Consider the following 14,150-nt stretch of genomic DNA (forward strand, 5'->3'; position numbering starts at 1 on the left):
CATGAACACCACCGTCGACATCGGCAACGACAGGATCGATCGCGAGCCGCGGCTGCGGGCACGCCAACCGGCGCCGTATCCGCCGGAGGCCACATCGAGCGACTTCCTGCGCACACCGCCTGTCTCCCCGATGGGTGACAAGGACCGCATGCTCTTTGACTCGGTGCACCACATCGACCACGACGATGACCTGCAATTCCAGCTACGCGGTCACAGCTTCAACCCGTTGGTGGATGCTGCCCAGCCGCTGCTTGGCCTGGTCATCCGCTTGCGCCGCCTCGACCGCTGCGACGACATCCCCAGGCTCTACGCCAGCGTGCGCGACCAGATCACCGCGGTGTCCGAGGAAGTGCGCCAGCTCGGCTACGACGGCGCCACCCAACTGGCCTACCGCTACGCGCTCTGCACCTTCATCGACGAAGCTGTCATGGCCACTCCCTGGGGCCACGGCTCGCTCTGGCGTGAACGCTCGCTGCTCAGCTACCACCACAACGAAACCTGGGGCGGCGAAAAATTCTTCACCGTGCTCGCGCGCATGCAGATGGAGCCGGAGCGATACCGCGACGTCCTGGAATTCAAATACCTCTGCCTCTGCCTGGGCTTCCAGGGCAAGTACGGCCAGCAGCACAACCAGCAGGACACGCTCAACGCCATCATCGTCAAGCTCCACCGCCTCCTGCGGCCGCTGCGCGGTGATGCACCCGAGCGCCTCACCGACGCGCCCACCGTCGCCACGCGTCGCTACCGCCTCAAGCGCCAGATGCCGCTCTGGACGCCCTGGGCCATCGCGTTGGTGGTGCTGGTCGGTGCCTACCTGTTCTTCGCGATCAGGCTAGGCACCACCACCGACCAGGTCCTGCAGTCGCTGGATCACATCCTCAAACCCTAACCCAGGCCACGGGAGCGACCATGCCCAGGCAATCCGACCTGCGCTTTACCTTCACCGCCGGCGACGAATCGTTCGAAGTGGTGGAGTTCACTTTGCACGAAGGCCTGTCAGAGACCTTCCTGTTGCAGGTGGAACTGGCCAGTGCCAACGCCGCCATCGACTTTGGTCAGGTGCTCGATCACAACGGCTTGCTCACGATCTGGCAGGGCGACGCGCCCGTGCGTTACGTGCACGGCGCAGTGTCGAGCTTCGTGCAAAGCGACACGGGGTTTCGACGCACCCGCTATTCGGCCGTGGTCGAGCCGCGCCTGGCGCGCCTGAAGCTGTCGTCGGATTGGCGCATCTTCCAGACGTTGAGCGTGCCTGACATAGCGACGGCCGTGCTCAAGGCGCACAACCAGACGCTGGACTACGAGCAGCGCATCACCGCCGAGCACCTTGCGCGCGAGTACTGCGTGCAGGCGGGCGACACCGATTACGACTTCATCGAGCGCATCCTGCGTGAGGAAGGTTTTTTCTACGCCTTCCAGCACAAGGCCGACGGTCACCGGCTGATCCACTGCGACCGCCTGTTTATCTACGGCCGGCAGCAGGGCGAGCCGGTGCGGTACAACCCGACGCCCGGCGGCGACCAGCCGCAGCCCAGCCTGCGCACCTTCGCCTATACCGAGAATGTACGCACCGCGCGTCAGGTGCAGCGCGACTACACGTTCAAGAGCCCACGCTTTCCGCACGAATACCCGCGTGAGGGCACGGATCTCGATCACCAAGGCCGCAGCTACGCGCGCTACGACTACCCGGGCCGCTACAAGCATGAAGCCAGCGGCAAGGCGTTCACGCAGGACCGCTTGCGCGGTCACCGCCGCGATGCGCGCATCGCGACGGTCGGCGGCGACGATGCGCGCCTGCAACCGGGCATCGCGTTCGACCTCACCGGCCACCCGCGCGACGACATGAATCGCGGCTGGCGCCCGGTCAGTCTCGTCCATCACGGCAAGCAGTACACGAGCCAGGCGGAGGAGGGGGCTGACGCTCAGCAAGGCACGCACTACCGCTACGAGGCGGTGCTGGTGCCCGACGACGCCGAATGGCGCGCCGAGCCGCTGCCGCGCCCGCGCATCGACGGCCCGCAGCCGGCGACGGTGGTAGGCCCGGAAGGCGAAGAGATCTACACCGACGAGTATGGCCGAGTAAAGGTGCAGTTCCCGTGGGATCGCGAGGGCAAGCACGACGAGCACAGCTCGTGCTGGATCCAGGTCGCGCAGAACTGGGCCGGCGCCACGTGGGGACATATGGCGATCCCGCGCATCGGCCAAGAAGTGATCGTGAGCAACCTCGATGGCGATCCGGACCAGCCGATCATCATCGGGCGGGCGTACAACCGCTTGCAATTGCCGCCGTACGAACTGCCGCGGCACAAGACGCGGATGACGATCAAGAGCCAGACCCACAAGGGCGAGGGCTACAACGAACTGCGCTTCGAGGACGAGAAGGATCAGGAGGAAATCTACGTCCACGCGCAGAAAGATCAGAACATCCACGTCAACCACGACGAAACCACCTTCGTGGGCAACGACCGCGGCGAGCAGGTGGAGCACGACGAAACGATTGCCATCGGTAACGATCGCAAAGAAACCGTGGGTCACGACGAGCAGGTCACCATTGGCCAGGACCGTCGCCACGACATCGGGCAGGACGATTTCCTGACCATTGGTCGCAATCACACCATCCGTACGGCGAAAGACCGCACGGAGGAAGTCGGCAACCATCGTCGTGACAAGACCGCCGCCAATCACACGGTCGATATTGGTGGGCATCTGGAACAGCGCGTGCAGGGGCATGCGGAGCTGGAGGCCGGTCAAGCCATCCGGCATCGCACCAAGGTCTATGAAATCCATGCTGCTGAAGTACTGGAAGTCAAAGGCCCCGGTGGCACCGTGCGCATCGATGGCGGCGGCATCACGCTGGATGCGGTGGCGATTCGCGTGAAGGGACCGATGACCCAGCAGAGCGGGGGAGCGAGCAATCCCTTTGGCATCACGGGCGCCCCGGCCTCCGGCAAGCCGCTCGATCGTCTGTGCGGCCGCCGCCCGGATGGCACTTGCCCGCTGGCAGATTGCACCTGCTTGGGGGGGCGAGCGAAATGATCGATACACCGGTGTCGCCGCTGCTCACATGGCAGCGCCAGAACCTTCCCGCGGACGCGCTACCCGACAGCCCCTTCCGCCATCTTCTGCTGATGACCGTGCCCTTGCAGAACTCGGTCTACCGCCCGCCCCCGCAGGAAGGGGAGTGGCAGCCTGCCTATGCGCCCGGTGTACTGGATCTGGTCCAGGCGTGGGACCCGTTTCCGCATCGCGCCTGGCTCTGGCAGCGCGGTCCGCTCGACGACATCTACGACCAAGGCCCCCTGTTGGTGGACGCCACCGCCCAGCCCGCGCTGATGCAGCACGCGCTTGTGGAATGGGTGCCCATTGGCTGTGCCGTCGTGATCGGCGCCGAGGTCGACCTGGACACGCTTGCCGCCCATCTCAGCAGCCTCGTGCAAATCGCCTTGCCGGACGAGAGCCGGGCCCATCTCGACATCCAGCCTCACCACCTCGTCGAGTGGCTCGATGCCCTCGACGAGGATCAGCGCAACGTATGGCTCGGTCCCATGAACAGCCTGCTATGGCGTACCCACTGGGGACCGGTCCAGGCGTGGATGCGTCTGGACCGCGCGGCCACGCCCAGCCGTGACGGCACCGTCGCGTCGTTCACTCTGCGGCCGCACGAATGGACCCGCTTCGACGCCAACACGCGCGAGCACTTCCTGCTCAGCCGTAGCTACGACGTCCAGGCGCTGCCGCAACACACGCGTCGTTCCCTCGACGACATCCGGCAGTGGGTGGCCCAACTGCTGCAGGTCGCTGCCCAGCTCTACATCAGCGACGACGACGTGGCGACACGCTACGTCGACCTGGTGGCCCGTCATCCTTGGTTGCTCCAAGACGGGCAAGCCGTCGCCATCCTCAACGACCTCACCGAATCCCCGCAGGCGCGGATGCGCCAGCTCGCCGCCTTGGCGGACACCAAGGAGTCTTCCCATGACTAAGCCCACCGCCGGCGGCTCGTCCTCGGCCCCTTCGTGCAGCTCGCGCGTGCCCATCCTGCCGATCCGCTACGCCATCGTGCCGCGCGACGACAAGGCATCGCTCTACCGCTATGCCGACGCTGGCTTCAAACTGGAAAAGAGCTTCAAGGCGCTCAAGCGCTCGGCCTACACCTTGCGTGCCCTGCGGCCGGGCTACGTCTACGTGTTCATGAAAGGGGCGAAGGGCGAACAACTGGTCATCCACGAATACGATGGCGAAGGGCGCTACAAGGAACTCAAGTACGGCAGCCTCGAGCAATACCACCGCAAGGACCGCTACAAAACCGGAAACAGCATGGGCTGGGTCTGGGCCGACACCTGCCCGGACACCGCCAAGGAAGTCTGGATCGGCTATAGCCCGCACCTGTGGACCAACGCCATGACCACCCGGATCACGTCCGACCCGGCCGTGCGCCAGCGCCACATGCGCCGGCTCGACATGGCCGAGCTGACCTCCGGTGAAAAGGCACCGTCCAGCCAGCCGCACGTGCTGCCCGCCAGCGCCCTGAGCAAGTGGGTCGAAGACTGCAAGCCCAAGGGTCAGCGCATCGCCCTGAGCTGGAGCAGCTACGCCAGCAAGGACGACCTGCCCATCAGCACCTTCCTGGCTCAAGGTCAGCACTATCGCTTCACGCAGCCGCGCGTGCCCGTGGTGGTCGTTCTCAACGACGCCGAAGGCATCAGCCTGGACCTCGGCCTGTCGGTCGCTGCCTATCAGCATCAACTGCGCGACATCCTGCCGACGCAGCAGGGCCAGGCCGCCGCGGGCGAAGGCAAGGACCAGCCCCAAGCGCCCAGTGTGCCCGCTTGCTTCCGCCTGGATGTGGAAAAACTCAGCACCCAAAGCAAGGACTACCACCACAAGAACCTGGTCGCCGCGGTGCTGGAGCAAACGCTGCGAAGCATGTACCCCGCCAACCAGCCCAAGCCGGACGACTTGGTCAAGCTGCGCAATGAGCATCAAAGCAAGCAGGTGGGGGGCAAACGCCGGGCGACGCCCTCCGAGCTGCGTTACCAAGTGCTCACTGATAAGGGGGTGTCGCCCATTGGTAACCGCCTGGGCGATCGCATCGATACCACCAAATACCACCAGTTCCTGGCCGAACGCGATCAACGCGAAGCGCTACTGCGCACCCACCTGCGCACCGCGCTCCAGGCCTGCACCGACCACGACCAATGGCTGGCCACCGCCGAATCCCGCCATCGCGACGAGCCCGCAAGTCTGGCGGCTGCCCTGGCCGCCTATGACCGCGACGAGCAGTCGTCTGCCCGGGGCCTGGAAATGACCCTGGCCCTGATGATCCATCCCATGAGCCAGGCCCTGCCAGGCACGGACGACGAGGACGCGCGCTTCCAACGGCTGAGCGCCTGGCTGGACCAGCCCGACAGTCCGCTCTATCTCGCGCTCGCCCCGTACAACCCGTTCAAGCAGAAAGCCGATGCGGTCGGCGTGCTACTGGGCGCCGCCGACGGCGTCATCGAGGGTCTGGCCGGGCGCTTCCCGGCCGCCGCCGGCATCACCGATCTCACCGCCGAAGCGGTGTCCACCGTGACGCTCAAGCGCCTGCAGGGCAAGACCCGCTGGGACGCCAGCCGCAACCTGCGTCAGCAGGTGCTCGCCGCCGCTGCCGAAGCCAATGCAGAGAAGGCCTTGGGCCTGCTAGGCGCACGCTACGGCGTTACTAACACCAAGTCGATCACCGACCCCCTCAGCCAAGAGGTGGACAAGTTCCTGAAGTCCGGCATGGCGGACTTCGAGGAGATCAAGCGCGTGCGTGTCAGCGGTAGCCGCACTGTCACCGTCGAAGCGACGTTGATCAAGCGGGTACGCCCAAATATCGCTGCGCTGGCGACCACCACCGGTGGCGGCGGGCTGAACGTCGCCATGCTCTATTTCAATGTCGTCGCCCTCAAGAGCGCTTACGCCAGCCTTTGCAGCGATCGGTCCTTCGAGAACGCGGCGGGCTTCGCCTCTGCCATCTTGGGCGTGACTGGAGCGTTGGTGGCAACGGGCGCCAGCGCGCGCTCCGCCTACAAGATCCTCGTATTGCGCTATACCGCCAACGCGCCTGGTATGGCGTTCGGTAACGGCGTGATGAGTTTTATTACCGGCAATCTGTTCAGTCGGTTGTTGGGGTATCCGACGATGTTGGCGGGGTTTGCATCTGATGTAGCTAAGGTTCAAAGGCAATCCGAGAACGGGGACGACATAGCAGCTGCCTATACTGCAGGAGGTGGATTGCTGGTCATGCTTGGCAGCGCTGCGATTTTGGAAGGCGGCTTGGCCATTGCAGGTCCGACAGCCGTGGTTCCGATAGCCGGCTGGGCTGCCGCCGCGATTGTGCTTGTGGGGGCAGGTGTTCTTGCTGGCGGGGTTTGGCTCCACTCCCAGGCAGCGGCCCGCATCCATAGCCCAATCGAACTCTGGGCGGCACGCGGCATCTTTGGCAAGCGCCAGAACGATGGCGAAAAACGCGATGGCATCAAGCTGGACACCAACGGAAAACTGCCACCGTTTCCCGGCGTCCACGAAGAAATCAAGGCCTGGTACGCCGCCTATTACGCCCCTGTGCTGCTGACCAAGAAAGACGCCGAGACCATCGGGCTCAAAGGCATCGACAGCACCTGGCACCGCAACCTGTTGGCTTGGTCGAACCCGGATTGGGGCAAGATCGTTTCAAACGAGGTATCGATGCCCTCGACCACAGTGGAATTTGCGGTCCTGCTGCGCGGCTATGTCATGGGGCAAAGCCATTGGTCCGATATGTTGGAGCAAGGCACCATCTGCGTTGTTGGTAACCCCACCTGCTATGACACACGCAGCGGCTTGGTCCTCCATTTCAAGAAGGAAGTCACGGAGGTCTACCGGATGGCTTTGCGCATCTACTACAAGCCCAATCAGGGCCTGGATGAAAGCGCGCAGGCCACCGAGTATTTTCAATTGGAGCGTTGAAAAAATGGTAATGGCATGGAGATTTTCCCGACAAACGCGAACCGGTGTGGCACCAGCCATCCGTGATCAGATGGTCAGCATTGATCGGGACGTTCTCTGCCTACGGAATCCGTGGGTGGCGGATTCGGTATTTATGGGAAAAATGTATGCATCCCTTAACATCCCAATGTTTTGGTATTTGTGCTGGGTGCTAATTGGGCGAGAAAGGTATGGAATACTTTTCTGGACACTTCTGGCTTGCGTCATCGTGTTCGGTTTATTTGCGATCGCAATCTCCGGCTATCGCATCTTCTTCATCAAGCGCCTATCCAACTTCTACTTCAACCGCAAGACGGGCAAGGTCTACTACCAGCGCAACAAGACCCTGATCGCGTTCGACTGGGCACAAACCGAAGGCGCCGAATTCGTGCGCAACGAGTTCGGTGGCCGGTCCTTCAGCACGAATTTCGCATTGGCTTTCGGACCACGGCCGACGCCCGGTGATGAGAAGGATCGCACCGTCCTATGGGTCGACAGCAATGCACCCAACGACCCCGACCCGCGCTACATCGCCCAGGTGTGGGAATACATCTGCCAGTTCATGGAGAAGGGCTCTGATCAGCTACCACCGCCGGGCGAGCCCAACTGGTGGTACGTGCCGCTGCACCGCATCTGCCTGACCCCGGCCGAAGCCTGGCGCCACTACGCGCCATGGCGCACCGGTGAACCGGGTGAGCGGCAGGGCAAGAAGAATTGGCTGTTGCCGATGTGGCTGATCCTGTTCCCGTACAACCTGTTCTCCGCCCTGTGCTGGTACGTGGTGTGCCGCGTGTTCAACGTGCGCAGCGCACCGCCGCCCGCGGAAGCCTTGGAGGGCGTGTCTTCCGCGGGCAACGCAGGCTTCAGCACGCGATTCCATTAAGAACGGGGTCAGGTTTACTTCTGACGAGGTGGTCGATGAGAGGGACGAATGCCGGCAAAGCGTTGGGTCTTGGCTTCGACCATGGCCTTGAATGCGTCGTTTCCCAAAGCATGCTGCTGTTGAAGATAGGCGCGGATGGCAAGCACGTCATCATCGGACAGGGCTTCGTGCAGGAGCGCTCGATACGCGGCGCCGCGCTCGGCTGTCGTGAAGCCCAAGGCCGCTTCGGCAGGATGCGGCGTCAGCAACGGATCGTAGTGAAGTCCTACGTGGGCGGCGGCGCTGGACCAGGAGTAAGCCGCCGCGTCGTCGGTCATGCGAGCGCGGACAGGATTGAGGTCGATGTACCGATAGCAGCGCAGGACATAGCTTTCGCTGTCGACCAGGCAGGACTTGTATCGACCTTCCCACAACGTTCCGGAACGTCGGTGCCGAGCGTTAAATTGACCGACGTACTGGCGCCCAAGTTTTTGCATCAGTCGCGCGGTCACCCCGATATCGGGTGGTGTAAGCAAGAGGTGAACGTGATTGTCCATGAGCACGTAGGCATGAAGACGGCAACCCGTGTGCAGCAACGCGTCGCGAAGCAGATGCAGATAACGCTGCCGGTCGGCGTCATCGAGAAAGCAGGGGAGGCGATTGTTACCTCGCTGCACAACGTGCTGAGGAATGCCGGGCAAATCGAGTCGAGGAAGTCGGGCCATGAAGCCAGTGTGGCGACACGGCCGGGCTACCGAGGTCGTCATAGGCGTGCGGATCGTGTCAGCCATCGCCCTGCCGTTACGTCGGAAGTGAACCTGCCCCCGTTCTTGGTGCGTTCTTGTAGTGCTGAGTTGCGTCGGACTCGCCATCACCGTCGTAACCATGAAGCTCGCCATGGCCTCGCTACCGGCCTTGGTGATCGGCATCTTCGGTGGTATTCGCCTGCTCGCTAGTAAGCGCGAGGAGATTCAGAAGTAGTCCACATCATAAGGAGCTTGATATGCGACCTGTCGTACTCGTTGGTCACCGACACAGCTGTCCCATCCACGGTGAGGGTACCGTCGTCAGCGGCGCCGAGTCCGCCACCATCAACGGCCGAGCGGTGGCGCGCGTGGGCGACCGCATCAGTTGCGGCGCGGAGATTCAAACCGGCTCGAGTGGCTCGGAGATCGAAGGCCAGCCAGTGGCGCGCCAGGGCGACACCACCAGCCATGGCGGTACCCTGGTCGAAGGCGAGGCCGGATGGCTGGTGGAGTGACAGCAGCCGGTGAGGGCGGTCGCGGCAGGCGGCTGCCGTCATCGATGTCGACCGAAGATGGCTTTCGCCTCGCGAAGTGCAGGAAGCATGTAGCCAATCTCTTATCGACCGACCAGCCCGAAGGCGAGTTCGCGATCGGCGTCGCGGCCGAGCGGGGTAAAGTCGTGCAGCCCGAACCCGGCATCGACCCGACGCGGGCCGACCTCCTTGCCCATGATCGCCGCGACCTCCGTTAGAGAAGCGCCGCTGCCGCGAAAGAGAAAGGCTCTCCTTTGCCAATCACTAAGTGGTCCACGAGCTGAACATCGACGATGGCAAGCGCGTTTCGCAGCTGGCGCGTTAGCCGCTTGTCCGTAAGGCTTGGCCGCGCATAGCCGGAGGGGTGATTGTGTGCGACGACGACGGCCACCGCGTTGTGTCGCAACGCTTGCTTCACCACCACGCGAAGGAAAACGGCGGTGGCGTTGACGGTGCCGCGAAAGAGCTGTTCGAAGGAGATGAATCGCAGTTGGGCATCGAGATACGCGGCGGCGAAGCACTCCTCTTCCTTGCCGGCGAGTTTGAGGCGAAAGAATTGGCTCTACGCTTTCGGGTGATCGAGCGAGGCGCCTCGCTGGAACAAGCGTTTTTCCAGCCGAGCGAGGGCCAACTCGACGAGCGCATCGTCGGTGAGCTGTTCGACGCGAGCGGCCGATCCATAGATACGCTTGGCGCGGATGGTTGGAACTGACATAGGCATCCTCCTAGGTATAGGAGGATGCCTCAAACCGTGCATTCGTTCCTCCTGGCCGTTTGGCCATCCACATCCGCCGACACCGGTGCCCGTGTGTCGGCCTGCGGCAAACACCCGGGTCTGCGTTGTGCCGCGATCCGGGCGGCTTGCGTGGGGCGGTGTTGTCGGTAGGGGGCGCCGCGCATCTGTACGAAAAATCACGCAACAAAATCAAACTCGTCTCATTGGAGGCGCACGCAACGTTCCCTAGCATGATGCGTTGATCTCGATGACCACGATCGGGGGGCGATCTTTTGCGCTCATGCGCGCAGTCGTTTTGCGGGGGAGTCATGACATGGATAGGTACCGGTACGTACCTGAATTGCCGACGTCTGAAGCGTTTTCGATGCGGGGGGCCCCGAGTGAGGGGCCGCGGATGGATGTCAGCGATGGCGCCAGCAAAGATACCGCCGATTTGGTGCACATAGCGCTGGAGTTGTCCTTTGGATTAGGAGGGAAGTGGATCTGCTGCTCTGGCATCGTACCGGGCGCCACGATGTGGGTGACCGCTGGCGAGCTTTGCCCCGTGGATGACGGCGAAAAATTGCAGCTCGTCGAGGATATCTGGGCGGTGGTCCGACCCAAGCTCGTCGACTGGCTACGATCGCGAGCGGTCGCTGAGCAACTCTCCCTACGTCTTACCCATGGCATGTGGTTCGAATTCTGCTGGGGTCACAAAGGACCGGACTTGCCGTACGCCATGGAGATCTGCGTCCACTACGACGCCGCCTATGTGGCGGACTATGCCGTGCGTCGCCGACGGCAGCCCCTGCGGGTGCTGCCAGCCTCACCGGGACAGGTGCGGCGGCATCAATTCCTGACCATTCGTCGCTTGTTGCTTGCCGTGTTGGATCGCAGTCGTCTTGCACTCGACGTGCGGTATAGCCGTCTACCGATACCAGTCCGCTGGCGCGTGGCGGGCGTGTTGGCAGCGTGGCAGGCACTGTGTGACGTACTGGATGCGCAGGCCACAGGCCGAACGCTCACGACATTGCTGACCAAAGCGCCGATCCTGCAAGTCCTCGATCATGTCAGCGCTTTGACTCAGACCATGTTGCCCACCGGTACCCGGGGCCTGCCTGTCGAGCAGTTGGTCGCCGATGTCCGGCAAAGCGTTCTCTGGTACGCGTTTGAACTGCGCAAGGGCGTGTTCTACGAGCCCAGCGAAGCCCTGCACCCGCTTCTGGACTCCGCCCGTATCGCCGATGATGTACCCATTGGCATGGTGTCATTGCCAGTCGATACCTTCTGTATCCTCCCCAAGGCTGGTACCGTCGGCGCGAGCACTGATCATGCGATCGCGTTTTTCCGGAACCCAACGGGCATCGGTTTCGCGACGTGGTCCGACCGGAATGCAGCAGACGGAGGCAAGGTGCTCGAGTTCCGTGTGCTCGAGTTTCCCATGGACGAACCCGAGGTGACGATACGTGAAGCGCTGCGCCGCGTCTTTGCGCAGAACGACGCCGTGACGCAAGAGCACCAGGACCTGCAGGAGCAGCAGGAACAATGGCGGGATGCCCTCGACTATGCGATCAAGATGCTGCTGTACTTGAAGGCTCGTCCTGCCCACGTGATTCCTGATCGTGCTTATACGGATGCGCCGAAGGATTTCACTGGCCTCGGCAAGCGCAGGCGGGCTGAACGACTCGAAGAGATCGCGCAGCTCTACGACCGGTTTGTCGTCGGACCGGCGCTGCTCGATGAGGAGTTGGTCAGCCGCGCCTCATCCCCCAGTGGCAACGAACTGAGCACCCATTGGCGCGGTCCCTTTTTCAAGATGCAGCATTACGGTTCGCAGAATACCCTGCGCAAATTGGTGTTCATCGGCCCGACGATCGTCAGGGCGGACCGCTTGGAAGAGTGATGCATCGACCGCTTGTGGCGATCACCATGCCGGTTGAACGGCTGGTCGACGCGGCGCGCGAGATGGTCACAGGAACGGGGTCGGGTTTGCTTCCGACGCGATGGTCGGTGAGGGGAAGCGAATGCCGGCGAAGCCGTAACGCTTCGTGTCGTAACCACAGACATCTTTTGCCAGTGTTCCTCTACGAAAAGAAGGGCGATTCGCCGCCATTATCAGACGTGTCTCATAGACATGCTGCTCGCTGGGCGCGAGCCTCTCGGGTAACGACATCACGCACGTTATCGCGCGCGCTGGCTATGGCACCGGGAAGCGATGGCGATAAAACCGGAGTCCTATATGTTCAACAGAGCGAGGCTCAGGAACGCGCTGGCAGCGCCTTTATGTGGCTGTGCAGGAACTCGCGCGAGGGCGCGTCGTCACCGCCTGCGGCACGCACGTTGATGCGTTGGACCATGCCATGGCGGTGTTCCGAAGCGTACGCGACGACGTGGCGTTACAAGCATGGTGATCCCCACGAGCGACCGCGGAAGGCGGCGCGAACGGCAGAGCCTCGAGCGCTTCGCTTCACATGCTGCGTTGAGGCCGGCGGCAAGGGGCATGGCGCTTTCGTGATGGCTTGTTGGCTGTCGTGAGTCAGCGCTGAAGATCGAGCACGTGAAAACGGCAGGATGGGAGGAGCGACAATGAACCACGACGAGCAGTCGTCGACAGGGAAACCGCAACGCCCGGCGACGGGTTCGCACGGTACCAAGGTCGATATCCCCGGCGGTAAGCGAATGGACTTTCCGGATGGCAGCTACGTGTGCGTAGGACCGAACGGCGAACGCTTCCTGGTATCGGAAGCCGGCAATATCAGTGCGAACTTGCCGTTCATCCGCCATCTGCAGATTCACGATGTGAGTCAGGTCGTGCGACACGAGATCGTACAGATCCACGAAACGATTTCGCATACCGTGCATTTCTCCGGGGGTGGGGTCTTGGGATACCTGCATTGGCGCGACGGCCGCGGTATCTCGCTCGAAGGCTACAACATCGATTGCCGGCTCTTGCCGGAGGGCATCGTTCTTGTGCTCGGCGCGGTCTCGGATCGGTCCGCACGCGGCGGGCAGGCACCATTTTCAAGCTGAGCGGATAGGCCCGTGCTGCTGGGAGAAACGCCAGAAGTCAACCCAACCTCGTTCTTGAGCGTGACCGGCTGGATCGTCAATGGCCGGTGTGTAACCTTATGCGATAGAGTTAGTAGTGCTGATTGGTGTGTACGTTCTCTTCGCCGTCAAGCTCGATCACGCTACCGATTTCGTACTGAATCGCTGAACAGCGTGCTTGCGCCGTAGCTCCTCACAGCATGGCCAGTACGGGTCGATCAGCCATACAATTTATGTGGTTCGTTTCTTCCGTTGGCATGCAATCGCCTTCGGTCATTGGATGCTGAAAGTAAGGAGCAATGTCATGAGCGGAAGTGGAAATCCCGATTCTCGAACCAGCCAAGCGGTGGCAATGCCGCCGCAGGACGAGAACGCCGGCGCTCCTTCCATCTTCGACGAGCAACTGTGGTTGCTAGGCAGCAGAAGTGGAGAGCCCGCGGCAAACGTGCCTTACAGTATTCTGCTTGGCGATGGCAGCAAGCGAATGGGTGTCACCGACGAAGAAGGGTGTACCGAGCGCATCGTGACGCAGCGTCCCACCTCTCTCTTGTCTCTCACACTCACGCCGCCACACATGGCTGGTGAGGTAGCGTGTTGTGAGTCGGCGTTCAGCGGTGACCAGGGTACGGACACGTTTTACATCAACGGTCAGGGCAACGGTATCGCGGCGACCAACGACAACCAAGTGGGGACATCCAGAGTCAAAGTTGCCGTTCCGGAAGGCAGTGAACGCCACCTTGCCGCAGAAGAAATTGCGATGGCACGCGCGGTGTTCGGCGACGGAGTGGACTACGCCAAGGTCAAGGTACACCACGGGGGCTGGTGGTTGTTCATGGGTAAGCAAGACCCCACCACGGCAGTTACGCCCAATGGAGAAATGTACTTTTCCACCGGCTTCTATCGAGAGAACTTTGCGGCGTCTGATGACCAGGGGCGTGAACTATTCATGCACGCGATGGTGCATGTCTGGCAACACCAGATGGGCTATGCCGTTAAACGCAATGCGCTGACTGTTACCAGCCGTGGAAAATCGGCCTACAGGTACAGCCTGACACCGACGAGTCGCCTGAGTGACTTCAATATGGAGCAGCAGGGCGACATCATGTCGGACTACTACATGACTTGCCTATTGAAGCGTTCGGCGCGCGGATACAGTCTGCCGCCGAGCTCGGAACTCCTACACAACGTAATGGCCCCCTTCGTGAATCCACGCGACAAGAGCCATCTTCCAAAGTAGTCCAAGGCATACCGCC

At 62.2% G+C, this 14,150-nt stretch carries 11 protein-coding genes and 1 pseudogene; 10 read left to right on the top strand and 2 right to left on the bottom strand.

Annotated elements, in window-relative coordinates; translation table 11 throughout:
• The first annotated feature begins 1 nt into the window (after nt 1).
• The 5 genes from icmH (at nt 2) to MRS60_RS07745 (ending at nt 7,876) form a co-directional block, all read left to right on the top strand.
• Nucleotides 2-889, top strand: coding sequence for a type IVB secretion system protein IcmH/DotU (gene icmH, locus MRS60_RS07725; RefSeq protein WP_243565511.1), 888 nt, complete (start codon nt 2-4; stop codon nt 887-889).
• Nucleotides 890-909: 20 nt separating this feature from the next.
• On the top strand, nt 910-3,036 hold the full coding sequence (locus MRS60_RS07730; protein ID WP_243565512.1) for a type VI secretion system Vgr family protein: 2,127 nt from the start codon (nt 910-912) through the stop codon (nt 3,034-3,036).
• A complete protein-coding gene (locus tag MRS60_RS07735) occupies nt 3,033-3,983 on the top strand; it encodes a DUF4123 domain-containing protein (protein WP_243565513.1) in 951 nt (316 codons plus the stop codon). The genes MRS60_RS07730 and MRS60_RS07735 overlap by 4 nt, the downstream gene beginning before the upstream one ends.
• Nucleotides 3,976-6,975 carry a T6SS effector BTH_I2691 family protein gene (locus MRS60_RS07740; RefSeq protein WP_243565514.1) on the top strand — a complete coding sequence of 1,000 codons (3,000 nt, stop codon included), beginning with the start codon at nt 3,976-3,978 and terminating at the stop codon, nt 6,973-6,975. Before MRS60_RS07735 ends, MRS60_RS07740 begins: the two co-directional genes overlap by 8 nt.
• A 247-nt stretch (nt 6,976-7,222) precedes the next feature.
• Nucleotides 7,223-7,876 (top strand): DUF6708 domain-containing protein, encoded by a 654-nt coding sequence (locus tag MRS60_RS07745; protein WP_243565515.1) that lies wholly within the window; start codon nt 7,223-7,225, stop codon nt 7,874-7,876.
• 14 nt (nt 7,877-7,890) lie between these two features.
• Here MRS60_RS07745 and MRS60_RS07750 read toward each other — a convergent pair whose 3' ends face one another.
• Nucleotides 7,891-8,784: a transposase gene (locus MRS60_RS07750; protein WP_243565516.1), complete on the bottom strand. Its 894-nt coding sequence runs from the start codon at nt 8,782-8,784 to the stop codon at nt 7,891-7,893.
• 74 nt (nt 8,785-8,858) lie between these two features.
• On the opposite strand from MRS60_RS07750, the gene MRS60_RS07755 reads away from it, so the two are divergent.
• Nucleotides 8,859-9,116: a PAAR domain-containing protein gene (locus MRS60_RS07755; RefSeq protein ID WP_243565517.1), complete on the top strand. Its 258-nt coding sequence runs from the start codon at nt 8,859-8,861 to the stop codon at nt 9,114-9,116.
• Between the two features lie 44 nt (nt 9,117-9,160).
• Nucleotides 9,161-9,352 carry a hypothetical protein gene (locus tag MRS60_RS07760; RefSeq protein ID WP_243565630.1) on the top strand — a complete coding sequence of 64 codons (192 nt, stop codon included), beginning with the start codon at nt 9,161-9,163 and terminating at the stop codon, nt 9,350-9,352.
• Here MRS60_RS07760 and MRS60_RS35135 read toward each other — a convergent pair.
• A pseudogene (locus tag MRS60_RS35135) lies at nt 9,349-9,633 on the bottom strand (JAB domain-containing protein); the annotation flags it as partial. The gene MRS60_RS07760 and the pseudogene MRS60_RS35135 overlap by 4 nt on opposite strands.
• A 631-nt stretch (nt 9,634-10,264) precedes the next feature.
• On the opposite strand from MRS60_RS35135, the gene MRS60_RS07770 reads away from it, so the two are divergent.
• The 3 genes from MRS60_RS07770 to MRS60_RS07780 all read left to right on the top strand — a co-directional run bounded on the left by MRS60_RS07770 (nt 10,265) and on the right by MRS60_RS07780 (nt 14,134).
• The gene (locus MRS60_RS07770) at nt 10,265-11,752 is read left to right on the top strand and encodes a hypothetical protein (RefSeq protein WP_243565519.1); all 1,488 of its coding nucleotides are present in this window, start codon (nt 10,265-10,267) and stop codon (nt 11,750-11,752) included.
• Between the two features lie 683 nt (nt 11,753-12,435).
• Complete coding sequence (locus tag MRS60_RS07775) at nt 12,436-12,879, top strand: hypothetical protein (RefSeq protein WP_243565520.1); 444 nt, start codon at nt 12,436-12,438, stop codon at nt 12,877-12,879.
• Between the two features lie 322 nt (nt 12,880-13,201).
• Entirely contained in the window at nt 13,202-14,134 is a 933-nt protein-coding gene (locus MRS60_RS07780) for a hypothetical protein (protein ID WP_243565521.1), read from the top strand.
• The last annotated feature ends 16 nt before the right edge of the window (nt 14,135-14,150 follow it).

Origin of the sequence: Burkholderia pyrrocinia (assembly GCF_022809715.1) — a bacterium.
GTDB lineage: Bacteria > Pseudomonadota > Gammaproteobacteria > Burkholderiales > Burkholderiaceae > Burkholderia > Burkholderia pyrrocinia_C.

Coding starts and splice junctions, on each gene's coding strand:
- icmH (WP_243565511.1), top strand. CDS start 2: ATGAACACCACCGTCGACATCGGCAACGACAGGATCGATCGCGAGCCG.
- MRS60_RS07730 (WP_243565512.1), top strand. CDS start 910: ATGCCCAGGCAATCCGACCTGCGCTTTACCTTCACCGCCGGCGACGAA.
- MRS60_RS07735 (WP_243565513.1), top strand. CDS start 3,033: ATGATCGATACACCGGTGTCGCCGCTGCTCACATGGCAGCGCCAGAAC.
- MRS60_RS07740 (WP_243565514.1), top strand. CDS start 3,976: ATGACTAAGCCCACCGCCGGCGGCTCGTCCTCGGCCCCTTCGTGCAGC.
- MRS60_RS07750 (WP_243565516.1), bottom strand. CDS start 8,784: ATGCCGATCACCAAGGCCGGTAGCGAGGCCATGGCGAGCTTCATGGTT.
- MRS60_RS07755 (WP_243565517.1), top strand. CDS start 8,859: ATGCGACCTGTCGTACTCGTTGGTCACCGACACAGCTGTCCCATCCAC.
- MRS60_RS07760 (WP_243565630.1), top strand. CDS start 9,161: ATGTCGACCGAAGATGGCTTTCGCCTCGCGAAGTGCAGGAAGCATGTA.
- MRS60_RS07770 (WP_243565519.1), top strand. CDS start 10,265: ATGGATGTCAGCGATGGCGCCAGCAAAGATACCGCCGATTTGGTGCAC.
- MRS60_RS07775 (WP_243565520.1), top strand. CDS start 12,436: ATGAACCACGACGAGCAGTCGTCGACAGGGAAACCGCAACGCCCGGCG.
- MRS60_RS07780 (WP_243565521.1), top strand. CDS start 13,202: ATGAGCGGAAGTGGAAATCCCGATTCTCGAACCAGCCAAGCGGTGGCA.